This window comes from Streptomyces sp. col6, assembly GCF_008042035.1.
Lineage (GTDB): Bacteria > Actinomycetota > Actinomycetes > Streptomycetales > Streptomycetaceae > Streptomyces.
The window spans coordinates 1,274,565-1,299,387 of record NZ_RDBL01000006.1 but is presented as its reverse complement, the minus strand read 5'-3'; the positions used below and the strand labels follow the sequence as shown (position 1 = coordinate 1,299,387).

17 protein-coding genes are annotated in these 24,823 nt (G+C 71.9%); 2 read left to right on the top strand and 15 right to left on the bottom strand.

The annotated features are described in order from the left end of the window. Positions 1-72: 72 nt before the first annotated feature. The 6 genes from serA to EAO73_RS09930 all read right to left on the bottom strand — a co-directional run bounded on the left by serA (position 73) and on the right by EAO73_RS09930 (position 9,753). Positions 73-1,665: a phosphoglycerate dehydrogenase gene (serA, locus tag EAO73_RS09955; protein ID WP_147971014.1), complete on the bottom strand. Its 1,593-nt coding sequence runs from the start codon at positions 1,663-1,665 to the stop codon at positions 73-75. Between the two features lie 260 nt (positions 1,666-1,925). Then, positions 1,926-2,927 carry a ketol-acid reductoisomerase gene (ilvC, locus tag EAO73_RS09950; protein ID WP_037690024.1) on the bottom strand — a complete coding sequence of 334 codons (1,002 nt, stop codon included), beginning with the start codon at positions 2,925-2,927 and terminating at the stop codon, positions 1,926-1,928. A gap of 116 nt (positions 2,928-3,043) precedes the next feature. Beyond that, positions 3,044-3,571, bottom strand: a complete 528-nt coding sequence (gene ilvN / locus EAO73_RS09945; RefSeq protein ID WP_147971013.1) for an acetolactate synthase small subunit — start codon at positions 3,569-3,571, stop codon at positions 3,044-3,046. Positions 3,572-3,593: 22 nt separating this feature from the next. Further along, positions 3,594-5,450, bottom strand: coding sequence for an acetolactate synthase large subunit (locus tag EAO73_RS09940; protein ID WP_191133980.1), 1,857 nt, complete (start codon positions 5,448-5,450; stop codon positions 3,594-3,596). A 215-nt stretch (positions 5,451-5,665) separates the two neighbouring features. Then, positions 5,666-8,509 carry a putative bifunctional diguanylate cyclase/phosphodiesterase gene (locus tag EAO73_RS09935; protein ID WP_147971011.1) on the bottom strand — a complete coding sequence of 948 codons (2,844 nt, stop codon included), beginning with the start codon at positions 8,507-8,509 and terminating at the stop codon, positions 5,666-5,668. Between the two features lie 281 nt (positions 8,510-8,790). Further along, positions 8,791-9,753 carry a 2-hydroxyacid dehydrogenase gene (locus EAO73_RS09930; RefSeq protein WP_147971010.1) on the bottom strand — a complete coding sequence of 321 codons (963 nt, stop codon included), beginning with the start codon at positions 9,751-9,753 and terminating at the stop codon, positions 8,791-8,793. Between the two features lie 110 nt (positions 9,754-9,863). Between EAO73_RS09930 and EAO73_RS09925 the strand changes: the two genes are divergently transcribed. Together EAO73_RS09925 and EAO73_RS09920 are read left to right on the top strand one after the other, a co-directional pair. Continuing rightward, positions 9,864-10,820: an aldo/keto reductase gene (locus tag EAO73_RS09925; RefSeq protein ID WP_147971495.1), complete on the top strand. Its 957-nt coding sequence runs from the start codon at positions 9,864-9,866 to the stop codon at positions 10,818-10,820. Positions 10,821-10,986: 166 nt separating this feature from the next. Then, positions 10,987-12,177 (top strand): PQQ-dependent sugar dehydrogenase, encoded by a 1,191-nt coding sequence (locus EAO73_RS09920; RefSeq protein ID WP_147971494.1) that lies wholly within the window; start codon positions 10,987-10,989, stop codon positions 12,175-12,177. A 40-nt stretch (positions 12,178-12,217) separates the two neighbouring features. Here EAO73_RS09920 and EAO73_RS09915 read toward each other — a convergent pair whose 3' ends face one another. The 9 genes from EAO73_RS09915 to gatC form a co-directional block, all read right to left on the bottom strand. Then, complete coding sequence (locus EAO73_RS09915) at positions 12,218-15,361, bottom strand: helix-turn-helix transcriptional regulator (RefSeq protein WP_191133979.1); 3,144 nt, start codon at positions 15,359-15,361, stop codon at positions 12,218-12,220. 76 nt (positions 15,362-15,437) lie between these two features. Continuing rightward, positions 15,438-15,626 carry a hypothetical protein gene (locus EAO73_RS09910; protein ID WP_147971009.1) on the bottom strand — a complete coding sequence of 63 codons (189 nt, stop codon included), beginning with the start codon at positions 15,624-15,626 and terminating at the stop codon, positions 15,438-15,440. Between the two features lie 214 nt (positions 15,627-15,840). Then, positions 15,841-16,449, bottom strand: coding sequence for a hypothetical protein (locus EAO73_RS09905; protein ID WP_147971008.1), 609 nt, complete (start codon positions 16,447-16,449; stop codon positions 15,841-15,843). 64 nt (positions 16,450-16,513) lie between these two features. Then, positions 16,514-18,727: an MMPL family transporter gene (locus EAO73_RS09900; RefSeq protein WP_147971007.1), complete on the bottom strand. Its 2,214-nt coding sequence runs from the start codon at positions 18,725-18,727 to the stop codon at positions 16,514-16,516. A gap of 188 nt (positions 18,728-18,915) precedes the next feature. Then, positions 18,916-21,024, bottom strand: coding sequence for a phosphocholine-specific phospholipase C (locus EAO73_RS09895; RefSeq protein ID WP_147971006.1), 2,109 nt, complete (start codon positions 21,022-21,024; stop codon positions 18,916-18,918). A gap of 197 nt (positions 21,025-21,221) precedes the next feature. Beyond that, on the bottom strand, positions 21,222-22,730 hold the full coding sequence (gatB, locus tag EAO73_RS09890; RefSeq protein WP_147971005.1) for an Asp-tRNA(Asn)/Glu-tRNA(Gln) amidotransferase subunit GatB: 1,509 nt from the start codon (positions 22,728-22,730) through the stop codon (positions 21,222-21,224). Positions 22,731-22,745: 15 nt separating this feature from the next. Then, a complete protein-coding gene (locus EAO73_RS09885) occupies positions 22,746-22,988 on the bottom strand; it encodes a hypothetical protein (RefSeq protein ID WP_147971004.1) in 243 nt (80 codons plus the stop codon). Further along, positions 22,985-24,487, bottom strand: coding sequence for an Asp-tRNA(Asn)/Glu-tRNA(Gln) amidotransferase subunit GatA (gene gatA / locus EAO73_RS09880; protein WP_147971003.1), 1,503 nt, complete (start codon positions 24,485-24,487; stop codon positions 22,985-22,987). Before gatA ends, EAO73_RS09885 begins: the two co-directional genes overlap by 4 nt. 5 nt (positions 24,488-24,492) lie before the next feature. Next, positions 24,493-24,789 carry an Asp-tRNA(Asn)/Glu-tRNA(Gln) amidotransferase subunit GatC gene (gene gatC / locus EAO73_RS09875; protein ID WP_018102521.1) on the bottom strand — a complete coding sequence of 99 codons (297 nt, stop codon included), beginning with the start codon at positions 24,787-24,789 and terminating at the stop codon, positions 24,493-24,495. Positions 24,790-24,823 lie beyond the last annotated feature (34 nt).

The following is a 24,823-nucleotide window of genomic DNA, read 5'->3' as shown; positions in this document are numbered from 1 at the left end:
GGCATGCAGACGTTTGTGTAAGACGCGCGTCTACATACCGGGTACGGGGCGGGACCCCTGGGGCCCCGGAGATCAGTCGGTGAGGTTCACCGAGCGGGCCGAGGCGGCGCCGATCTCCGAGGAGATCTCCGTCAGCACGGCCGCCGGGACGTCGTCGTCGACGGTGAGGACGACCAGCGCCTCGCCGCCCACGTCGGCGCGGGAGACCTGCATGCCCGCGATGTTCAGCCCGGCCTCGCCGAGGATCCGGCCGACCGTGCCGACGACACCGGGGCGGTCCTCGTAGCGCAGCACGATCATGTGGTCGGCGAGCGCCAGGTCCACGTCGTGCTCGCCGATCGCGACGATCTTCTGGAGGTGCTTCGGGCCGGCCAGCGTGCCGGAGACCGCGACCTCCTGGCCGTCGGAGAGGGTGCCACGGACGGTGACCACGTTGCGGTGCTCGGGCGACTCGGAGCTGGTGGTGAGGCGGACCTCGACACCGCGCTCCTGCGCGAACAGCGGGGCGTTGACGTACGAGACGGTCTCGTCGACGACGTCCTCGAACACGCCCTTGAGCGCGGAGAGTTCGAGCACCTTGACGTCGTGCTGGGTGATCTCGCCGTAGACCTCGACGTCCAGGCGGGCCGCGACCTCGCCGGCCAGCGCGGTGAAGATCCGGCCCAGCTTCTCGGCGAGCGGCAGCCCGGGGCGCACGTCCTCGGCGATGACGCCGCCCTGGACGTTGACCGCGTCCGGGACCAGCTCACCGGCGAGCGCGAGGCGCACGGACTTGGCGACCGCGATGCCCGCCTTCTCCTGGGCCTCGTCGGTGGAGGCGCCGAGGTGCGGGGTGCAGACGACCTGGTCGAACTGGAAGAGCGGGGAGTCCGTGCAGGGCTCCTTCGCGTACACGTCGAGACCGGCGCCGGCGACGCGGCCCTCCTTGAGCGCGGAGGCGAGCGCCTCCTCGTCGACGATGCCGCCGCGCGCGGCGTTGACGATGCGCACGGTGGGCTTCACCTTGTGCAGGGCCTCGTCACCGATCAGACCCAGCGTCTCCGGGGTCTTCGGGAGGTGCACGGTGATGAAGTCGGAGACCTCGAGAAGCTCGTCCAGCGAGAGGAGCTTGACGCCCATCTGCGCGGCGCGCGCGGGCTGCACGTAGGGGTCGTACGCGACGATCTTCATGCCGAAGGCCGACATGCGCTGGGCGACCAGGACGCCGATGCGGCCGAGGCCGACGACGCCGAGGGTCTTCTCGCTCAGTTCGACGCCGGTGTACTTCGAGCGCTTCCACTCGCCGTTCTTCAGCGCGGTGTTGGCCTGCGGGATGTGGCGCGCGGTGGCCACGAGCAGACCGCAGGCCAGCTCGGCGGCGGTGACGATGTTGGAGGTCGGGGCGTTCACGACCATCACGCCGGCCTTGGTGGCGGCGGAGACGTCGACGTTGTCCAGACCGACGCCCGCGCGGGCGACGACCCTCAGCTTCTTCGCGGCGGCGATGGCCTCGGCGTCGACCTTGGTGGCGGAGCGCACCAGGATGGCGTCGACATCGGCGATGGCGGGGAGGAGCTCGGCGCGGTCCGCGCCGTTGCAGTGCCGGATCTCGAAGTCCGGGCCCAGGGCGTCCACCGTGGCGGGCGACAGCTCTTCAGCGATGAGTACGACAGGTTTCGAGCTCACGTGAGTCCTCACAGATCCAGTGCGGACGGCCGTCCCGACGGCCGCAGGCGTGGAGGGGCTTGCCGCGTGGAAGACGCACGACACTGTGGGCCTGACGCGTGTATGTGGAGCAGTGTAGTCATGCGCGGGGCCGCGTTCGGCGCCCCGTCGAAAGGATCACCCGCACGAGGCCGGGCAGCTTGTACACACGTACGACGCCGCCTCTTCCAGCGGTGCGTGGGCGCCGGGGACGGGTGTGACCCGCCCCCGGCGCCGGGGTGTTACGCGTCCTCGTCGTTGACCCAGCTCATGAGCTTGCGCAGCTCACGGCCGGTGGTCTCCAGCAGGTGGTCGCTGTCGGCCTTCTTGTACTCGTTGTACTTGGGCAGACCGTTGTGGTACTCGGCCATCCAGTTCTTGGCGAAGGTGCCGTCCTGGATCTCCGCGAGGACCTTCTTCATCTCGGCCTTGGTGGCGTCCGTGATGATGCGCGGGCCGGTCACGTAGTCGCCCCACTCGGCGGTCTCCGAGATGGACCAGCGCATCTTCTCCAGGCCGCCCTCGTACATGAGGTCGACGATGAGCTTCAGCTCGTGCAGGCACTCGAAGTAAGCGATCTCCGGCTGGTAGCCGGCCTCGGTCAGGGTCTCGAAACCGGCCTTGACCAGGGCGGCGGTGCCACCACAGAGAACGGCCTGCTCGCCGAAGAGGTCGGTCTCGGTCTCCTCGGTGAAGGTCGTCTTGATGACGCCGGCGCGGGTGCCGCCGATGCCCTTGGCGTACGACAGGGCGAGCGCCAGGCCGTTGCCCGAGGCGTCCTGCTCGACGGCCACGATGCACGGAACGCCGCGGCCCTCCTCGTACTGGCGGCGGACCAGGTGGCCCGGACCCTTGGGGGCGACCATGCAGACGTCGACGTTGGCCGGCGGCTTGATGAAGTCGAAGCGGATGTTCAGGCCGTGGCCGAAGAACAGCGCGTCGCCGTCCTTGAGGTTGTCCTTGATGGACTCCTCGTAGACCTGGGCCTGGATCGGGTCCGGGACGAGGATCATGATGACGTCGGCCTCGGCGGCGGCCTCGGACGGGGTCACCACGCGCAGGCCCTGCTCCTCGGCCTTGGCCTTGGACTTGGAGCCCTCGTGCAGACCGACACGGACGTCGACACCCGAGTCACGCAGCGACAGCGCGTGGGCGTGGCCCTGGCTGCCGTAGCCGATGACCGCGACCTTGCGGCCCTGGATGATGGACAGGTCGGCATCGTCGTCGTAGAACAGCTCGGCCACTGGGTCTTCTCCTTGGTGTGCAGGTGTTGCGTCCCACCGTACGGCGGGGTGCGTCAGATACGTTTTCGGGTCTCGCCATACGAGCGGCGCGGCGGGTCGGCGAGTCCCCGGGGGGACTACGCCGTGCGGTCGAGGGCGCGCAGGGACCGGTCGGTGATCGAGCGCGCGCCACGTCCTATGGCGATGGTGCCGGACTGGACGAGCTCCTTGATGCCGTACTGCTCCAGCATCTTGAGCATCGCCTCCAGCTTGTCGGCGCCGCCGGTCGCCTCGATCGTCACGGCCTCGGGCGAGACGTCGACGGTCTTGGCGCGGAACAGCTGGACGATCTCGACGATCTGGGAGCGGGTCTCGTTGTCGGCGCGGACCTTCACCAGGACGAGCTCCCGCTGGATCGCAGCGGCGGGCTCGAGTTCGACGATCTTCAGGACGTTGACCAGCTTGTTGAGCTGCTTGGTCACCTGCTCCAGGGGCAGGTCCTCGACATTCACGACGATGGTGATGCGGGAGATGTCGGGGTGTTCGGTGGTGCCGACCGCGAGCGAGTCGATGTTGAAGCCGCGGCGGGAGAACAGCGCGGTGATCCGGGCCAGGACACCGGGCTTGTTCTCGACCAGGACGGAGAGCGTGTGCTTGGTGGACATGAGGTCGGTCTCTCTCTGTCTCTCAGTCGTCTTCGTTGTCGCCGAAGTCGGGGCGGACGCCGCGGGCGGCCATGACCTCGTCGTTGGAGGTGCCGGCGGCGACCATCGGCCAGACCATGGCGTCCTCGTGGACGATGAAGTCGATGACGACCGGGCGGTCGTTGATCGCGTTGGCCTCGGCGATGACCTTGTCCAGATCGGCCGGGTCCTCGCAGCGGATCGCGTGGCAGCCCATGGCCTCGGAGAGCTTCACGAAGTCGGGCACCCGGGTGCCCTTCGCCGCGTTGCCGTCCGTGTCGGCGCCGGAGTGCAGCACGGTGTTGGAGTACCGCTGGTTGTAGAACAGGGTCTGCCACTGGCGAACCATCCCGAGCGCGCCGTTGTTGATGATGGCGATCTTGACCGGGATGTTGTTCAGGGCGCAGGTGGTGAGTTCCTGATTGGTCATCTGGAAGCAGCCGTCGCCGTCGATCGCCCAGACCGTGCGGTCGGGCATGCCGGCCTTGGCGCCCATCGCGGCCGGGACCGCGTAGCCCATCGTCCCGGCGCCGCCGGAGTTCAGCCAGGTGGCGGGCTGCTCGTACTGGATGAAGTGCGAGGCCCACATCTGGTGCTGGCCGACGCCCGCGGCGAAGATCGTGTCCGGCGGGGCCAGTTCGCCGATGCGCTGGATGACCTGCTGCGGCGACAGGCTGCCGTCCTCGGGCAGGTCGTAGCCGAGCGGGTAGGTCTCGCGCCAGCGGTTGAGGTCCTTCCACCAGGCGGTGTAGTCGCCGGTGTTGCCCTCCGTGTGCTCGGCCTGGACGGCCTGCACCAGGTCGGCGATGACCTCGCGGGCGTCGCCCACGATCGGGACGTCGGCCGCGCGGTTCTTGCCGATCTCCGCCGGGTCGATGTCCGCGTGGACGATCTTGGCGTACGGGGCGAAGCTGTCCAGCTTGCCGGTGACGCGGTCGTCGAAGCGGGCGCCGAGCGCGACGATCAGGTCGGCCTTCTGCAGCGCGGTGACGGCGGTGACCGCACCGTGCATACCGGGCATTCCCACGTGCAGCGGGTGGCTGTCGGGGAAGGAGCCGAGCGCCATCAGGGTGGTGGTGACGGGCGCTCCGGTCAGCTCGGCCAGCACCTTGAGTTCGGCGGTGGCCCCGGCCTTCATGACGCCGCCGCCCACGTAGAGCACCGGGCGCTTGGCCTGGGTGATGAGCTTGGCGGCCTCGCGGATCTGCTTGGCGTGCGGCTTGGTCACCGGGCGGTAGCCGGGCAGGTCCATGACCGGCGGCCAGCTGAAGGTGGTCTTCGCCTGGAGCGCGTCCTTGGCGATGTCGACGAGGACCGGTCCCGGACGGCCGGAGGCGGCGATGTGGAAGGCCTCGGCGATGGTGTGCGGGATGTCCTCGGCCTTGGTGACCAGGAAGTTGTGCTTCGTGACCGGCATCGTGATGCCGCAGATGTCCGCCTCCTGGAAGGCGTCCGTGCCGATGGCGGCCGAGGCCACCTGGCCGGTGATCGCGACGATCGGCACCGAGTCGAGGTACGCGTCGGCGATCGGAGTGACCAGGTTGGTGGCGCCGGGGCCCGAGGTGGCCATGCAGACGCCGACCCTGCCGGTGGCCTGCGCGTAGCCGGTGGCCGCGTGGCCGGCGCCCTGCTCGTGGCGGACCAGGACGTGACGGACGCGCTGGGAGTCCATCATCGGGTCGTAGGCGGGAAGGATCGCACCGCCGGGAATGCCGAATACCGTGTCGGCCCCCACCTCCTCGAGGGAGCGGATGAGGGACTGCGCACCCGTGACGTGCTCAACGGTGGCGGAGGGCGATCCGCCGGTACGGGCCCGCGGCTGGGGATGGTGGGCCCCGGTGGCCTGCTCGGTCATCGGCATTCTCTTCTCGAAGCTGAGGTTTTTGCGAGTGTTTTACGACGTTTTGCCTGGTCCGGTGCAACAAAAAACCCCCCGTGCCGTGAGGCAAGCGAGGGGAGCGCGCCGGTGCGGTCCGCAGAGTGTCATGGAGGAACCCTGCTTCAGCCGACGCGCTTTCCAAGTACGAGAATTCGGGTGCGCATGGCATTGACCCTCTCTCCGACGCCCGCGGAGTGTCAAGTGGGTGGGACGGGTGTCTCAGCATGTGATCCGGTGAGCGACGGGATCGAGCCGCCCGCGAGGACCGGCTGCGCGGGTACGCCGCCGGGCACCGGAAACGTACCGCGGGCCAGGGCGCGGCGCAGCCGGTATTCGTCGAGAGGTCCGGAGAAGGCCGCGCCCTGGCCGTGCGTACAGCCCATGGCGCGCAGGGCGAGGACCTGTTCCGGGACGTCGACGCCGTCGGCCACGGACTGCATGCCGAGGTCGCAGGCGATCCGCAGCAGCCCGCTGGTGATCTTGTGCAGGCGGGCGGACTCGACGACGCCCTCGACGAGGCCCCGGTCCAGCTTCAGCACGTCGATGGGGAGCCGGCGCAGGGCGTTGATCGCGGCGTAGCCGCTGCCGAAGCCGTCGAGCGCGATCCGCACGCCCAGCCGGCGCAGGGCGGCCAGGCGCTGTTCCAGGTCCTCGAAGGAGACCCGTGGATCGCTGTCCGCCACCTCGATCATGAGCGCCCCGGAGGGCAGCCCGTACCGCGTGAGCAGCGCCTCGACGGAGCCGGCCGGGAAGCCCCGGTCCAGCAGCCTGCGGGCCGGGAGGCGGACGGCGACGGAGACCTGGTGGCCGGCCCTCGCCCGGTCGGCGGCCTGCTCGACGGCCTCCTCCAGGAGCCAGCGGCCCAGCTCCGCGGTGCGGTCGCCGTCCTCGGCGATCCGCAGGAACTCGGCGGGGGTGAACAGGATCCCCTGGGCGGAGCGCCAGCGGGCCTGGGCGGCGACCGCCGCGACCGTGCCGGTGGCGAGGTGGACCACGGGCTGGTGGAGCAGCGCGAACTCGCCGTCGCGCAGGGCGCCGCGCAGCCGGGTCGCCAGCTCGGAGCGGCGCACCACGTCGGCCTGCATCTGCGGGGCGTAGAGCTGGACGCGGTTCTTCCCGGCGGCCTTGGCCCGGTACATGGCCAGGTCCGCGTTGCGCATGAGGTCGTTGGGGGTGATGCCGGGCTCGGCGAAGGCGACGCCGATGGAGGCGGTGACGCGGACCTCGCCGGCCCCGATGCGGTACGGCTCGGAGAGCGTGAGGCGCAGCCGGTCGGCGATCTCGTGGACCTGACACTCGCGGGCGTCCTGCTCGCGTCCCACGTCGCCGACGATGAGCGCGGCGAACTCGTCGCCCCCGAGGCGGGCGGCGGTGTCCCCGGCCCGGACGGAGTCCTGGAGGCGGCGGGCGGCCTGGATGAGCAGTTCGTCGCCCGCCTGGTGGCCGAGCCGGTCGTTGGCCGCCTTGAAGCCGTCCAGGTCGATGAAGAGCACGGCGGTGCCGGCGTCCCCGGCCCGGCGGCCGCCGAGCGCCTGGCGGACCCGGGAGGTGAAGAGGGCCCGGTTGGGCAGGTCGGTGAGCGGGTCGTGCTCGGCGTTGTGCTGCAACTGGGCCTGGAGGCGGACCCGTTCGGTGACGTCCCGGCTGTTGAGGATGAGGCCGCCCTGGTGGCGGTTGACGGTGGACTCGACGTTGAGCCAGTCGCCGGAGCCGGAGCGGAAGCGGCACTCGATGCGGGTGGTGGGCTCCTCGCCGGGCGGGGCGGCCAGGAAGCGGCGCACCTCGTGGACCACCCGGCCGAGGTCGTCGGGGTGGATGATCGAGGACAGCTCGGCGCCGACCAGCTCGTCCGCGTCGCGCCCGTAGACCCCGGCCGCGGCGGGGCTCACGTAGCGCAGGACGCCGCTGGGGGCGGCGATCATGATGACGTCGCTGGAGCCCTGGACCAGGGAGCGGAAGTGGTTCTCCTTCTGGGCCAGTTCCTGGGTGAGGGCGATGTTGTCGACGAGCATGATGCCCTGCCGGACGACGAGCGCGAGGACCACCGTGCACCCGGTGAAGACGACGACGCGGTCCACCCGGCGGCCCTCGATGACGTTGTACAGGATGCCCAGGGTGCAGACGGCCGCGGCGAGATACGGGGTCAGGGCCGCCAGTGAGCCGGCGATGGGGCGGCTGGTGGGGCGCGGGGTGTCCCGGTCCGCGTCCGCGACAGCGTTGTCCGCGTCACGGGCGGCGCCCCAGGGGGCGTACGCGAGGAGCAGCGAGCCGGCGAACCAGCCGGCGTCGAGCAACTGGCCCGAGTGGTAGGTCTGGCGCAGCAGCGGCGAGGTGAACAGCGCGTCGCACAGGACGGTCAGGGCCAGCGCGGCGATGGCGGTGTTCACCGCGGCGCGGTTGACGCTGGAGCGCCGGAAGTGCAGGGCGAGCACCATCGAGACGAGCACGATGTCCAGCAGCGGGTAGGCCAGCGAGAGGGCGGCGCGGGCCACGCTGTCGCCCTCGGCGTCCGCCACGTGCGCGGTGTGGGCGAGGGCGAGGCTCCAGGAGAGGGTGAGGAGCGAGCCGCCGATCAGCCAGGCGTCGAGGGCCAGGCAGACCCAGCCGGCCCGGGTGACGGGCCGCTTGGCGAGGACGAGGAGGCCGACGATGGCGGGCGGCGCGAAGCAGAGGAAGAAGAGGTCGGCGAGGGAGGGGCTCGGAACCTGGACGCCGCGCACGCACTCGTACCAGCCCCAGACGGCGTTGCCGCACGAGGCCATCAGCGAGGAGAGCGAGAACAGCAGCCAGGCCGGGCGGAACCGGATGTCGGCGGCGCGGGCGAAGAGGAAGCAGGAGACGGCGGCGGCCAGGGCGGCGACGCTGAGGCCGAAGTCCCCCATGAACAGGGCCACCTGGGCCGATCCCCAGCCGGTGGCCGCGCCCACGGCGTAGCCACCGCAGACGAGGCCGAGGACGAGCTGCGGGAGCAGTGCGGAGGTGCGGCCCGCTCCGGACTGCCGGGCGAGGAGCGCTCCGCGGGTGCTCGCCGGGGCGCTCACCGCGGCCCTCCCGTGGTCCCCGGCCGGCCGCGGCGCCGGCTCACCGGGCCCTTCGCCCGCCGTCGCCTGCCCTGCCGTGTCCGGTCGTTCGCCCATCGGCCGTCCATCGCCCGTCGCCCCCTCGCGTGTGGCTGGCTCCCCGGCGCCGTCCCTGCCACGGCGCAGCACCCCTTTCGGGACGATACACCAGACTCGTCACTCAGGGACATAGCTCCTCTACTCTCCGTGACTACCTGCGGTGTTGTGGCCACGGAGGGGAACCGCACATGCCCGGTGCGTGGTCAGCCGGTGGTGCGTACGACGTTCTCCAGCGGCCGGCCCGCGGCGAAGCGGGTGAGCTGTCCGGCGATCAGCCGCTTGGCGCGCGGCAGGAACGCCGAGGTGCTGCCTCCCACGTGCGGGGTGATGAGGACGTTCGGAGCATGCCAGAGGGGGTGGCCGGAAGGCAGCGGTTCCGGGTCGGTGACGTCCAGGGCGGCGCGCAGCCGGCCGGACTCGAGTTCGGACAGCAGGGCCTTGGTGTCGACGACCGGCCCCCGGGCGACGTTGACCAGGAGCGCCCCGTCGGGCATCGCCGCGAGGAAGTCCGCGCCTGCCAGCCCCTGGGTGGAGGGGTTCAACGGGGTGGACAGGATGACCACATCGGCCTCGGGCAGCAGGGCGGGCAGGTCGTCGAGCGTGTGTACGGGACCGCGTGCGGTTGTCCGCGCGGAGCGTGCGACGCGTGCGACCCGCGCGCACTCGAACGGCGCGAGCCGGTCCTCGATGGCCGAACCGATCGATCCGTAGCCCACGATCAGCACGGACTTGTCGGCGAGCGCCGGGTAGAAGCCGGACCGCCACTCCTCCTTGTCCTGGCCGTGCACGAAGCCGGGGAAGCCGCGCAGCGAGGCCAGGATCAGCGCGAGGGTCAGCTCGGCGGTGGACGCCTCGTGGACGCCCTTGGCGTTGCACACCCGTACCCCCGCGGGCAGTCCGGCGAGGCCGGGTTCGACGTGGTCGGTGCCCGCCGACAGCGTCTGCACGACCTGGACCCGGCTCATCTCCGCGAGCGGCCGGACCGCGATCTCCATGCCCTTCATGTAGGGGACGACGTAGTAGGCGCAGTCGGCCGGGTCGGCCGGGAAGTCCTCCGCGCCGTCCCAGAAGCGGTACGTCAGGCCCTCGGGAAGCCCTTCGATCTCCTCGGGGCGCAGGGGCAGCCAGACCTCGGGGGCGGGGGCGGAGTGCGTGGTGGAAGTCATGGTCAGGAGGCTATGCGAAGCCCGCCGGGGCGCAGAGGTTAGGTTGTTGGCGGGTGCGAGAAGGGGTTCGGGAGTTGGAGCGCAGGAGTCTCGGTGCGGCGGCGCTCGCCGTGGGTGCGGTCGGTCTCGGCTGCATGCCGATGAGCTGGGCGTACAGCGCCTCGCAGCAGCGCGGCGACCGCGCGTTGCGGGCGGTGCACGCGGCGCTCGACGCGGGTGTCGACCTGCTCGACACCGCCGACATGTACGGGCCCTTCACCAATGAGCTGCTGGTGGGGCGGGCGTTGAAGGGCCGCCGCGAGAAGGCGTTCGTGTCCACCAAGTGCGGTCTCCTGGTGGGTGATCAGCACATCGTGGCCAACGGCAGGCCCGGCTATGTGCGGCGGGCCTGCGACGCCTCGCTGCGGCGGCTGCAGACCGATGTGATCGACCTGTACCAACTGCACCGCGCGGACCCCGAGGTGCCCGTCGAGGAGACCTGGGGCGCGATGGCGGAACTGGTGCGCGCGGGGAAGGTCCGGGCGCTGGGACTGTGCGCGGTCGGTGCGCGGGCGTCGCGGCGGCCGGGTGCGCGGACGCACGACGGAACGATCCGGCAGCTGGAGCGGGTGCAGCAGGTCTTCCCGGTCAGCGCCGTGCAGGCGGAGCTGTCGGTGTGGTCGCCGCAGGCGCTGGAGTCGCTGCTGCCCTGGTGCGCGGACCGGGGCGTGGGCCTCCTGGCCGCGATGCCGCTGGGCAACGGGTTCCTGACGGGGACGCTGACGCCGGGTCAGGGCTTCGAGCCGGAGGACCTGCGGGCCCGGCATCCCCGGTTCACGGCCGAGACGATGGCGGCGAACCAGCCGCTCGTGGTGGGGCTGCGCCGGGTCGCCGAGCGGCACGGGGCGACGCCCGCGCAGGTGGCCCTGGCCTGGGTGCTGCACCAGGGCCCGCAGGTGGTGCCGGTGCCGGGAACCAAGCGGGAGCACTGGGCCGTGGAGAACGCGGGGGCGGCCGGTCTCGTCCTGACGGCGCGCGACCTGGCGGAGATCGACCGGCTGCCGGCGGCGCACGAGTCCTGGGACTGATCACCCGGCGCGCCGACCGCCGGTCGGGAAAGTGCCCCGGTCCGGGCGGGCTCGGTGTAAGAACAGGGGACAGGCGGCTGTGGAAGGGATCGGTGCGGTGTTCGGATCAGTGCGGGGCCCGTTGGGTCTGACGAGGCCGGGCGGCCGGGGGGCGCGGCGGGGCACGGTGGCGGTGCTGGCGGCCGGCGCCCTGCTGCTCGCCGCGGGGTGCTCCTCGCAGGAGGGCATGGAGAGTTCGGCGGGCCAGGGCGCGAGTTCACCGGCGCACTCCCCCTCGGCCTCGCCCCGGAAGTCCGCCTCGCCGTCGCCGTCCGTCTCGCGCCCCCCGGCCGACCAGCCGCCGGCCAAGGGCTCGGCGAAGGTGGTCTCGACGCTCACCGAGGGGCTGAACTCGCCCTGGGGCCTGGCGGCGCTGCCCGGCGGCGACCTCCTGGTGGGCTCCCGGGACAAGGGGACGATCACCCGGATCGACGCGAAGACCGGGAAGAAGAAGCTCCTCGGCACGGTCCCCGGTGTCGCCCCGGCGGGCGAGGGCGGGCTGCTGGGCATCGCCGTCTCCCCCGACTTCGGCACCGACCACCTGGTGTACGCGTACTTCACCACCGCCTCGGACAACCGCATCGCCCGCATGAACTACGACGAGAACGCGTCCACGCCCGGACAGTCGCTCGGCGCTCCGGACACGATCCTGCGGGGCATCCCGAAGGGCTCGATCCACAACGGCGGGCGGATCGCCTTCGGACCCGACCGCGCGCTGTACGCGGGCACGGGCGAGACCGGCGACGGCGACCGCTCGCAGGACAAGGAGTCGCTGGCGGGCAAGATCCTCCGGATGACGCCCGACGGCGAGCCGCTGCACGGCAACCCGGAGGCCGACTCCGTGGTCTATTCGTACGGCCACCGCAACGTCCAGGGCCTCGCCTGGGACGCGGAGAAGCGGCTGTGGGCCTCCGAGTTCGGCCAGGACACCTGGGACGAGCTGAATCTGATCGAGCCGGGCGGCAACTACGGCTGGCCGGACGTCGAAGGCACCGAGCACCAAAAGGGCTTCCACGACCCGGTGGCCCAGTGGAAGACCTCCGAGGCCTCGCCGAGCGGCATCGCCTACGCCAAGGGCTCGATCTGGATGGCGGGCCTGCGGGGCGAGCGGCTGTGGCGCATCCCCCTGTCCTTCGAGGACGGGGCGGCGAAGGAGCCCCTGGCGGACCCGCAGGCGTTCCTGGAGGGCGAGTACGGGCGGCTGCGCACGGTGCTGGCGGCGGGCGGCGACAAGCTGTGGCTCGTGACGAGCGAGACGGACGGCCGGGGCACGCCGAAGGCGGGCGACGACAGGATCCTGCTGGTGCGGGTGAAGTAGCGGCCGGTACCGGCGGGGCCGCGGCCCCGCCGGTACCGCCTCACCGGTGCTCGGGCACCGGGTACAGCCGCAGCCGGTGGGCCAGCGCGGCGGCCTCGCCGCGGCCGGTCACGCCCAGCTTGGCCAGGATGTTGGAGACGTGCACGCTCGCGGTCTTCGGCGAGATGTACAGCTCCTCGGCGATGCGGCGGTTGGTGAGTCCGGCGGCGACCAGCCGGTGCACGTCCTGCTCGCGCGGGGTCAGCCCGAAGGACTCCACGGCGGCGGCCGCGGCCTTCAGCTGCTCCTCGGAGGGGTCCCGGACCGGCGGCTGCGCGGGCACGCCGGTCTCGTCGGGGACGACGACGGCGGCGGGTATCTCCTCGGGCGCCGGCCCCGTGCCGGTGAGGGCGATACGGGCGCGGCCGGCCAGCAGCTCGATGGTCTCGGTGAGCGGGCGGGCCCCCAGCCGTACGGCGGTGGCATGGGCCTGGCGCAGCAGGCCGGTGGCGGTGGCCCGGTCACCGGAGGCGATGAGCAGCGCCTCCGCCCAGCGGTGCTGGATCTGCGCCAGCTCGTACGGGCGGTGCAGCGAGGTGAACGCGCGGGCGGCGCCCTCCCAGTGGTCCGGGGTGTCGGTGCCCTCGGCCCTGGCCAGCTCCGCTTCGACGAGCAGGACGTATCCGGCCCAGACCGGGACGAGGGCCGGCAGCCGCTTGAGATGGCTGCGGACCAGGTCGATGATGCCCGGCCGGCCGGGCTCGGTGGCGGGCAGGCCCCGGGCGTCGGCCTCCGCCGCCGCGACGGCGTGCAGCATCGGGAAGGCGTAGCGCTGGGTGCCGGTCGGGAAGCCCTCGGCGGCCTGCGCCTCGAAGGCGGCGCGCGCCTCGGGCAGCCGACCCTGCCGCACGGCGATCAGGATGGCGTGCCGCACGGGGTTGATGAAGTGCTGCGGCTGCGGGTCGCTGGAGCCGAAGGAGCGGCGGGTCAGAGCGAGTTGGCGTTCGGCCTCGGCGAGGTCACCGCGGGCCAGGGCGATCTCGGTGCGGCGGGCGGCGACCAGCCCCTGGGACTTGCGGGACAGCGACTTGCGGGCGGCGGCCTCGGTGGTGGCCACGGACTCGTCCCAGCGGCCCAGCGAGAACAGGGACATCGCCTGGTTGGTGCGGACCCACGCCTCGATGTCCGCGACGCCGTGCTCGTGGCAGATGCGGATGCCGTGGTCGGACGCGGCCACCGCCTCCAGGGAACGGCCCATCGCCTCCAGGGTGGAGGGGAGGTTGATGCTGGCCCGGCCCATGATGTCGATGAGGCCCAGTTCGTCGGCCCGGTCGCGGACGGCGTACATCTCGGCGATGCCCTCGTCGACGGCGCCCGCGTCCGCGTTGAGCCAGCCGCGGGTGAGGCGGGCGTGCAGCTCGATGTACTCGTTGCCGACCAGTTGGGCGTACTCCACGGCCCGTTCGGCGGCGGCGAGGGTGTCGGCGCCGGGGCGGTGCAGGGCGCCCCAGCCGGCCACCATCATCAGGACGTCGGCGTGCACCGCTGACGGGGGCAGGCCCCGGACCAGCCGCTCGGCCGTGGCCAGCTCCTCCCAGCCGTCGCCGCGCGTGAGGTCCTGGACCAGGCGGGAGCGCTGGACCCAGAACCAGGCGGCGCGCAGGGCGTCGTCCTCGCCCTCCAGGATGCGCAGGGCCTTCTTGCAGATGGCGAAGGCCCGTTCGCGCTCGACGCCGAGCCGGGCGGCGACGGTGGCCTCGGCCATCAGGTCGAGATAGGTCAGCGGTGTGGAGGCGTCGCGGCCGCAGGTGGGGTACACCTCGGCGTAGTCGATGGGGCGCAGCGTGCTCCGTACGTCCTCGGGGGCGTCGTCCCACAGCTCCAGCGCCCTTTCCAGCAGGCGCAGTTGCTCGGCGTAGGCGTTGCGGTGGCGGGCCTCGACGGAGGCCCTGAGCACGGCCGGCAGCGCCTTGGCCGGGTCGTGCGCGCCGTACCAGTAGCTGGCCAGGCGGGTGGCGCGCTCCCCCTCCCGGACGAGGCCGGGGTCGGCCTCCAGGGCTTCCGCGTACCGGCGGTTGAGGCGGGAGCGCTCGCCGGGCAGCAGGTCGTCGCTGACGGCCTCGCGGACCAGGGAGTGGCGGAAGCGGTAGCCGTCGCCCTCCGGCGTGGTGAGCAGCAGATTGGCGCCGACGGCGGTGCGCAGGGCCTCGATGAGGTCGTCCTCGGCGAGTCCGGCGACGGCGGCGAGCAGCCTGTACTCGACGGCGGAGCCGCCCTCGGCGACGATCCGGGCGACCTTCTGGGCGTCGGCGGAGAGCGTCTCGACACGGACCAGGAGAAGGTCGCGCAGCGAGTCGGGGAGGGCGTCACCGGCCCCGCTGCGGCACTCCAGGGTGCAGGCCAGCTCCTCGACGAAGAAGGCGTTGCCGTCGGAGCGCTCGAATATCTCGTCCACCAGGGCGGGTTCGGGAGTGTCGGCGAGGATGCCGGTGAGCTGGCGGCGGACCTCGGACCGGGTGAACCGGGAGAGTTCGATGCGGCGGACGGTGCGCAGCCGGTCGATCTCCGCGAGGAGCGGGCGCAGCGGGTGGCGGCGGTGGATGTCATCGGCGCGGTAGGTGCCGACGACGACGAGGCGGCCGCTGCGCAGGGTGCGGAAGAGGTAGGCGAGGAGGTGGCGGGTGGAGGAGTCGGCCCAGTGCAGGTCCTCCAGGACGAGCACGACGGCCCGGTCGGCCGAGATGCGCTCCAGGAGCCGGACGGTCAGTTCGAAGAGGCGGGCGGTGCCGAGCTCGTCGGAGCCGTACCGGCCGGTCTCGCCCAGCTCGGGCAGCAGCCTGGCCAGCTCGCCCTCCTGGCCGGCGCAGGCGGCGGCCATCTCCTCGGGCAGGGCGCGGCGTACGGCGCGCAGGGCGGTGGAGAAGGGGGCGTAGGGCAGTCCCTCGGCGCCGATCTCGACGCAGCCGCCGACGGCGACGACGGCGTCCCGGCGGGCGGCGACGGCGAGGAACTCCTCGACGAGGCGGGTCTTGCCGACCCCCGCCTCACCGCCGATGAGCAGGGCCTGCGGTTCGCCGAAGAACCCCCCGGCCGCACCGGAGGGTTCCGTGGTGGCGCGGGTGAGCGCGCCGGTGAGCGAGGTGAGTTCGCCGGTGCGGCCGACGAACACGGGGCTGACTGACCTGGTCTCCACCTGGCTGAGCATCGCACACGGGTCCGACAACGCCGACGGAATTAGCCGAGGGCCGAACGGCCCCCGGCCCTGGTCCACCGCTGCCGCCCTACGCGGCGTGCGTGAACCGGTCCCGGTCGCCGCCGGTACTCACCGGCCCCTCCGCTTCCTTGCGTGCGGTCCGGCGGGCGTCGCGGCGGCTGCGGCGGGCGCGGGTCGCCTCGCCGGCCAGCCGCTTGAGGTCGGCACGGCGCAGGAGCTCGGCGTGCATGACCTTGTGGAGTTCGTACTCGAACATGGGATGTCCCCCTGGGTGAGGGCCCTTGCGGGCCTCGGTGGCGGCAGTTCCTCTGCCGTGCCACCACTCTCGTCCCCCAGGGGGGTGCGCCACATCGGGCGTGTTCCGCATCTGTGGCGTACGGAGGCCTTAGGCCCGGGGCCCTACCGCCCCGGGACCCGGTGAAACCGCCCCGGCATGCCTTAGGGCGGCGCCCCGGAGCCCCGGAACCGACCTATCCGGCCGTCGTGGGGAGCGCCACGATGAGGTCGAAGTACATGGCCACGGCGATGAGTACGCCGAGCGCACCGAGGGCGATGCCGCCCCGGGCGACCGCGCGGACCCAGCCGGCCTGCGGCTGCCGGGCCGGGGCGCCGAACGCGGGCCGGACCAGGACATAGGTGCCGACCAGCAGGGCGAGCAGGCCGAAGAGGCCGTTGACCAGGGCGGTGGCGTGCCAGGCGTCGCCGTATATCTCGTTGATCTGCTGGGCCGCGGAGCTGCCGGACGAGGTCTTGATCTGGCCGATGAGGGTCTCGCGCTCGGCGGCGACCCGGCCGCTCCAGGCGCCGGTGAGGGCGACGACGCCGAGTCCGGCGGAGACGACGGCGGCGGACGCTGCGGCGAGCCGCCCGGAGGTCTCCTCGTCGGTGTCGTCGCTGCCGTTGACGTCGTCGGTGTCGTCGGTGTCCACGGCGCCCTCGTCGGCCGGGTCCGCGTCCGTCACGGCCCCCCGGCCCGTCTCGTCCCGGTCCTGCTGTTCCGCCTTCTCCACGGACGTGGTCTCGGTCTCGTCGGTCGTCTTCTCGCCGTCGGCGACGGCTTCGGGCGTCTTGGGGTTCATGCTGCGCACGCTAGGTGCCGCAGATGAGAGGCCCCTTAACGCCCGCCGTCGGCCCGGCGCGCGGTCAGTGGACGCGCGCGGCCGGCTCCTCCTCGTACGTCCGCACCCCCGGCACCGGAACCCGTGTCACCGGGCGGTCCGGCGGTTCGATGCTCAGGCGGGGAAGGCGGCGGTCCAGCCAGCCGGGCAGCCACCAGTTGGCGCCGCCCAGCAGGTGCATCAGGGCCGGGACGAGCAGGGTGCGCAGGACGAAGGCGTCCAGCGCCACGGCGGCCGCCAGGGCGATGCCGAACATCGCGATGACGCGGTCGCCGCTGAGCACGAAGGCGAGGAACACCGAGATCATGATCACGGCGGCCGAGTTGATCACCCGGCTGGTCTCGGCGAGGCCGACGCGGACCGCGCGCCGGTTGTCGCGGGTCTCCAGCCACTCCTCGTACATCCGGCCGACCAGGAAGACCTGGTAGTCCATGGAGAGGCCGAAGAGCACGGAGACCATGATCACCGGCAGGAAGGGTTCGATCGGACCGGCGCTGCCGAGGCCGAGGAGTTCGCTGCCCCAGCCCCACTGGAAGATCGCGACGACCACGCCGAACGAGGAGGCGACCGCCGCGACGTTCATCGCCGCCGCCTTCAGCGGGATGCCGACGGACCGGAACGCCATCAGCAGGAGCAGGCAGCCGAGCCCTGTGACGACGCCGATGAACAGCGGCAGCTTGCCGATGATGATCTGCGCGAAGTCGTCGTAGCTGGCCGTCACCCCGCCCACATGGGTCTCCAGCGAGGTGTTGTCGGCCGCCTTCGGCAGCACGTCCGTACGCAGCCGCTCGACGAGTTCGCTGGTCGCGCGGGACTGCGGCGAGGAGTCGGGGACAACGGTGACGTACGCGGTGTCGCCCGCGGCGTTGTACGTGACCGGGTGGGCCCACGCCACGCCGTCGACCGCCCGCAGGGTGGCCGGCAGGGTGTCCATCGCGAGCCGGTCGTCGGCGCCGTCCAGGTGCGCGGCGACGGTCAGCGGTCCGTTGACACCGGGGCCGAAGCCGTCGGCGAGCAGGTCGTACGCCTGCCGGGTGGTGGCGGACTCCGCGTTGTTGCCCTGGTCGGAGCTGCCGAGGTGGAGCGAGAAGGTGGGCAGCGCGAGGACCAGCATCACGACGGCGGCGAGCGCGCCCAGCAGCTTGGGGTGCCGTTCGACGAACGCGGCCCAGCGGGCGGCGAAGCCGGTGGGGAGTTCGGGCTGCGGCCCGTGCGCGGCCAGCCGGGCCCGTTCGCGCCGGCTCAGCGCGCGCAGCCCGATGAGCGACAGCAGGGCGGGGAGCAGGGTCACGGAGGCGGCGACGGTCAGGACGACGGTGAGCGAGGCCGCGATGGCGACGCCGTTGAGGAAGCTCAGGCGCAGGATCAGCATGCCGAGCAGCGCGATGCAGACGGTGGCCCCGGCGAAGACCACGGCCCGCCCGGTCGTCGCCACCGCGTGCTGCGCGGCCTCGGGCACGGTCATGCCGCGCCGCAGCCCTCTGCGTTGGCGGGTGACGATGAACAGCGCGTAGTCGATGCCGACGCCGAGCCCTATCAGCATGCCGAGCATGGGGGCGAAGTCGGCGACGGTCATCACGTGTCCGAGCAGCACGATGCCCGCGTACGCCGTGCCGACGGAGACGAGCGCGGTGGCGATGGGCAGCATGCTCGCGGCGAGCGAGCCGAAGGCGAGGAAGAGCACGACGGCCGCGACGGCGACCCCGATGATTTCGCTGAGGTGCGCGGCGGGCGCCTCGGTGAGCCCGACGGCCTGGCCGCCCAGCTCGACGCGCAGATGCGGGCTCTCGGCCGCCTTCGCGGTGTCCACGACCGCATTCGCCTGGGCCACGGGGACGTCGTCGGCGCGCTTGTCGAAGGTGACGGTGGCGTACGCGGTGTGCCCGTCGGTGCTGATCTGCGCGCCGCCGGTCCCGGTGTACGGACTGTCCACCGCCCCGACGCCCGGCAGCCGTTCGACGGCGTGCAGGGTGCGGGTCATCTTCTGCTCGACGTCGGTGGCGCGCACCGTGGAGTCCGCGGTGTGCCAGACGATGGTGTCGGTGTCGCCGCCGAGGTCGGTGAACCCGCTCTTGAGCAGTTCGGCGGCCCGGCCCGACTCGGTGCCGGGGGCCTCGTAGTCGTTGGAGTAGGCGGACCCCGCGAACCCCGCGGCGGCGGCCGTGCCCCCGAGGGCGAGCAGCCAGATCAGAACGGCGACGAGGCGGTGCGTGACGCACCAGCGGGCGATGGCAGCCAAGGGACGTGCTCCCTGCGGGTTCGTGGACCTTTACCCGCAGATAACGTGATCTGCCCGTAAACGTCTCATGACCTGAGAACGCCACTCTGACAGCAGAAGATGATCCTTTGTCCCTTTCGTGGCCATGGTCACAGGGCCCGGTCCGCCGCCGCACCGGGATGGATCAGGCCCTGCGACCGGCGGCCCGGTCAGCCGGAGACGCTCGCCCGGCCGTTCTCGATGTGCCCCATCAGCCGTCGCCGGAAGCCGCTCTCGCCCTCGGCCGTGACCGCCAGGTCGTACCAGCCGTGCGCGTCGGCCGCCGAGTGCACGACCGTACGGCTGCGCCCCGGCTTGACGGTGACGTGGCGGGTCCAGTTCCGCAGGTCGTCCTCGTCGACGTAACCGAGCGGGCGCACCAGGAAGGTCAGGGTGCGGCGGCCGGTGTTGCGCAGGGTGAGGTACAGATCGCGGTCGCGGGCGTCGATGCGGGAGGCGACCTCGGCCCCGCCGTCGGCCGGCCCCTCGAACTCGCGCCGGAAGCCATTCGGCCCGGTCACCGTGAAGCGGTACGACTCGCCCGCCGGCGGGACGGTCCAGTGGCCCTCGCCCCGGACGTCCTGGTGCTGCGGGGCCGGGAACTCACCCGCGTACGGGTACAGCGCGAAGTGCGCCGACGCCTTGCCGCTGTTGCCGAGTTCCACCCGCAGACCGCCGCGGGCCCGCCGGACCTGGGCGTCGGGCTGGTAGGGCAGTGCGCGCGCCGGGCGTACGCCGGGCTCCTGTTCGGGCAGGTGCTGGACGGCGGGCGGCTTCGGCTGCCAGCGGCCGCTGAGCGGCGGGATCACCCCGGGCCGCTCCACGGAGGGCTGCCGCCGGGTCCGGGTGAAGTCGAAGGCGGAGGTGAGGTCGCCGGTGACGCGGCGCCGCCAGTCGCTGATGTTGGGCTCCTCCACACCCGTCCAGCGCTCCAGGAAGCGGATGACGGAGGTGTGGTCGAAGACCTCGGAGCAGACGTAGCCGCCCACGGTCCACGGCGAGACGACGAGCATCGGCACCCGGATGCCGAGGCCGGTGGGACGGCCCTCCCACTGCTCGTCGGTCACCTCGCCGGGCGCGACGGGCGGCGGAACGTGGTCGAAGAAGCCGTCGTTCTCGTCGTAGTTGATCAGCACGGCGGTGTGCCGCCAGACGTCCGGGTGCTTGCCGAGGGCGTCGAGGATCTTGTAGACGACGGTGGCGCTGTGCACCGGCGAGGAGACGCTCGGGTGCTCGGAGTCGATCGCCGACGGGACCAGGTAGGAGACCTCGGGCAGCGTTCCGGCCGCCACGTCCTTGGCGAACTCCTCGGCCAGCGTCCCGGTCGGCACCCGGCGCAGCGCCCGCTCGAACAGGCTGCGCTCCTGCCGGGTGAGCGTGGCCACGCCCTCCTCCAGGAGCCCGAGCAGCCGGTCCCGTTCGGCCCCGGAGGCGTCCCGGACCTGCGCGTAGAAGGACTCCATGTAGGTGTGGCCGCCGGTCTTCGCCAGGGCCTTGCGGGCGACGGCCTTGAAGGTGGCGTAGAACTCGATCTGGTTGTCGGTGAAGTTCTCCCACTCGGTGTACGTGCGCCAGCTGCGCCCGGCCTTCTCCAGCCGCTCGGCGTAGGTGGACCAGTCGTAGCCGGGGTGCGTGCCCTCGTCGTACGCGTCGTTGCCGACGGCCCGCTTCCCGTTCGGCTCGAAGCCGGTCTTCCCGCTCCACAGGTGGTTGCGGTTGGGGCTGGTGGAGCTGTGGATCGAGGAGTGGTACGCGTCGCAGACGGTGAAGGTGTCGGCCAGTTCGTAGTGCAGCGGGATGTCGCGGCGGTCGTAGTACGCCATCGTGGCCGCGGTCTTCGCGCTGATCCAGCCGTTCATCCAGCCGCCGCCCCAGGCCTTCGCGCCGCCGTTCCAGGAGTGGTCGAGGGCGCCGATGTACTGGAGGTCCTTCTTCTGCTCCTCGGCCGCGCCGCGCACCGGGAAGGGCAGCACGGTGGAGCCGGCCGCGCCGGGCTGCTCGAACACCGTCCCGCCGGCGGGCAGCTCGACGGCGTTGCGGTCACCGAAGCCGCGTACGCCGCGCAGGGTGCCGAAGTAGTGGTCGAAGGAACGGTTCTCCTGCATCAGGATCACCACATGCCTGATGTCCCGCAGCCCTCCCCCACCGGGCCCCGCGTGGGCGGGCTGCGCGGCGATGGCTGCCTGGAGCGACGGCGGCAGGAACGATCCCGCCGCAGCGGCGCCGAGCGCGCCGCCGCCCAGCGCGAAGAGCCGTCGCCGTGACATGTCCGTGGTCAAAAGAGCCTCCCCTTTGCGATGGTTACAGCGGGGAAGCTATGCAGGCCGGGTGGCGCGGGGAAGGACTGCGCGCGGACCGGTGGTGAACGTCCAACAGGTCCGCCCGGAAGTCCAAGCGCCGCCTCCGCACGCCGAAGGGGCGGTGCCACGGGTCCGGAGACCTGTGACGCCGCCCCTTCGGGCCGTACGGAAAGGGCTCAGCCCTCGACGCCGAGCTTCTGCAGGATCAGCTCGCGCACCCGGGCCGCGTCCGCCTGGCCCCGGGTCGCCTTCATGACCGCGCCGACCAGCGCACCGGCCGCCGCGACCTTGCCGCCACGGATCTTGTCCGCGATGGCGGCGTTGCCCGCGATGGCCTCGTCCACGGCGGTGGACAGCGCGCCCTCGTCGGAGACGACCTTCAGGCCGCGCTTCTCGACGACGGTGTCCGGGTCGCCCTCGCCGGCGAGCACGCCTTCCAGGACCTGGCGGGCGAGCTTGTCGTTGAGGTCGCCCGCGGCGACGAGCTCGGCCACCCGGGCGACCTGCGCCGGGGTGACGGGCAGCTCGTCGAGACCGCGGCCGGTCTCGTTGGCGTTGCGGGCCAGCTCGCCCATCCACCACTTACGGGCCTGGTCCGACGGGGCGCCCGCCTCGGTCGTGGCGACGATCAGGTCGACCGCGCCCGCGTTGAGGATGGACTGCATGTCGTGCTCGGAGACACCCCACTCCTCCTTGAGCCGGGCGCGGCGGACCCGCGGCAGCTCCGGAAGGGCGCCCCGCAGCTCCTCGACCCACTCCCGGGCCGGGGCGACCGGCACCAGGTCGGGCTCGGGGAAGTAGCGGTAGTCCTCGGCGTTGTCCTTGATGCGGCCGGCCGTGGTGGAGCCGTCCTCCTCGTGGAAGTGCCGGGTCTCCTGCACGATCGTGCCGCCGGAGTTCAGCACCGCGGCGTGGCGCTGGATCTCGAAGCGGGCCGCCCGCTCGACGGAACGCAGCGAGTTCACGTTCTTCGTCTCGGAGCGGGTACCGAACGTCTCGGTGCCGTTGGGGCGCAGCGACAGGTTGACGTCGCAGCGCATCTGGCCCATCTCCATGCGGGCCTCGGAGACGCCGAGCGCCTTGATGAGCTCGCGCAGCTCGGCTACGTACGCGCGGGCGACCTCGGGGGCCCGTGCGCCCGCTCCCTCGATCGGCTTGGTGACGATCTCGATGAGCGGGATGCCCGCGCGGTTGTAGTCGAGCAGGGAGTGGGACGCGCCGTGGATACGGCCGGTGGCGCCGCCGACGTGCGTCGACTTGCCGGTGTCCTCCTCCATGTGGGCGCGCTCGATCTGCACCCGGAAGATCTCGCCGTCCTCCAGCTGGACGTCCAGATAGCCGTCGTAGGCGATCGGCTCGTCGTACTGGGAGGTCTGGAAGTTCTTCGGCATGTCCGGATAGAAGTAGTTCTTCCGGGCGAAGCGGCACCACTCGGCGATCTCGCAGTTGAGCGCGAGACCGATCTTGATCGCGGACTCGACGCCGATCTCGTTGACGACCGGCAGCGCGCCGGGCAGCCCGAGGCAGACCGGGCAGGTCTGCGAGTTGGCGTCCCGCCCCAGCTCCGTGGAGCAGCCGCAGAACATCTTCGTCTTGGTGCCGAGCTCCACATGGACCTCAAGGCCCATGACGGGGTCGTACGTCGCGAGGGCGTCCTCGTACGACTCCAGGTCGATGACAGTCACGGAAAACTTTCCCTCTCAGCCCAGCAGTACGTCGTCGTCGCCGAGACGCTTCAGTTCGCGATAGAGGATCGCGAGGCCGGTGATGATGGCGGCGGCGGACACGGCGGCGTCGATGAGACGCAGCGTGTCGTTGTCCTCACGGGCGAGCCTCGCCTGCTTGGCGACGCCGAGCGCACCGAACGCGGTGCTGCCGATCGACACGTACAGCCCGGTCTTCGACTTCTTGAAGTTCTTGGCCTTCTTGGTCATCGCGCTCATAGCGAAGGAGCCTCCTCGATCAGCGGGTGTCCCCACTTTTCCACGAAAGCGGCCTCGACGGCGGCTCCGACCTTGTACAGCCGGTCGTCCTTCATGGCGGGGGCGATGATCTGCAGCCCGACCGGAAGGCCGTCCTCGGGCGCCAGGCCGCAGGGCAGCGACATGGCGGCGTTGCCGGCCAGGTTGGTCGGGATGGTGCACAGGTCGGCCAGGTACATCGCCATCGGGTCGTCGGCGCGCTCGCCGATCGGGAAGGCGGTGGTGGGCGTGGTCGGCGAGACGATCACGTCGACCTGCTCGAAGGCCTGCTCGAACTCGCGCGTGATCAGCGTGCGGACCTTCTGCGCCGAGCCGTAGTACGCGTCGTAGTAGCCCGAGCTGAGCGCGTACGTGCCGAGGATGATGCGGCGCTTGACCTCGTCGCCGAAGCCGGCCTCACGGGTGAGCGCGGTGACGTCCTCGGCGGACTTGGTGCCGTCGTCCCCGACGCGCAGGCCGTAGCGCATGGCGTCGAACCGGGCGAGGTTCGAGGAGCACTCGGACGGCGCGATCAGGTAGTACGCCGACAGGGCGAGGTCGAAGGTCGGGCAGTCCAGCTCGACGACCGTGGCGCCGAGCGACTTCAGCAGCTCGACCGACTCGTTGAAGCGCTGGACGACACCGGCCTGGTAGCCCTCGCCGGAGAACTGCTTGACGACGCCGACGCGCATGCCCTGGACGGAGCCGTTGCGCGCGGCCTCGACGACCGGCGGGACCGGCGCGTCGATCGACGTCGAGTCCATCGGGTCGTGCCCGGCGATCGCCTCGTGCAGCAACGCCGCGTCCAGGACCGTGCGGGCGCAGGGGCCGCCCTGGTCGAGGGAGGACGAGAAGGCGACCATGCCGTAGCGGGAGACCCCGCCGTAGGTGGGCTTGACGCCGACCGTGCCCGTGACGGCGGCGGGCTGGCGGATGGAGCCGCCGGTGTCCGTGCCGATGGCGAGCGGGGCCTCGAAGGAGGCGAGGGCGGCGGAGGAGCCGCCGCCGGAGCCGCCCGGGATGCGGGTGAGGTCCCAGGGGTTGCCGGTGGGGCCGTAGGCGCTGTTCTCGGTGGAGGACCCCATGGCGAACTCGTCCATGTTGGTCTTGCCGAGGATGACGACGTCGGCGGCCTTCAGCTTCTTCGTGAGGGTCGCGTCGTACGGCGGGACCCAGCCTTCGAGGATCTTCGAGCCGACGGTGGTCGGCATGTCCTTCGTGGTGAAGATGTCCTTGAGCGCGAGCGGGACGCCGGCCAGCGGGCCGAGCTTCTCGCCGGCCGCCCGCTTGGCGTCCACGGCACGGGCCTGGGCGAGCGCGCCCTCGCGGTCGACGTGCAGGAAGGCGTGCACCTTCTCGTCGACGGCGTCGATCCTGGCCAGGTGGGCCTCGGTGACCTCGACGGCGGTGAGCTCGCCGGAGGCGATCCTCGCGGCGATCTCGGCCGCGGTGAGCTTGATGATGCTGCTGATGTCCGTCATGGCTGTCAGTCCTCCCCCAGGATCTGCGGCACCTTGAAACGCTGCTGCTCCTGGGCCGGGGCGCCGGAGAGCGCCTGCTCGGGGGTGAGAGACGGACGGACGACGTCCGCCCGCATGACGTTCGTCAGCGGCAGCGGGTGGGAGGTCGGCGGTACGTCTTGGTCGGCTACCTCGGAGACGCGGGCGACCGCGCCGATGATGTCGTCGAGCTGTCCGGCGAAGTGATCGAGCTCTTCGCCCTTCAGCTCCAGACGCGCCAGCCGGGCGAGGTGGGCGACCTCCTCGCGCGTGATGCCAGGCATGCAGCGATCCTCAGGGGTTGGTGTGTGGTTGGCC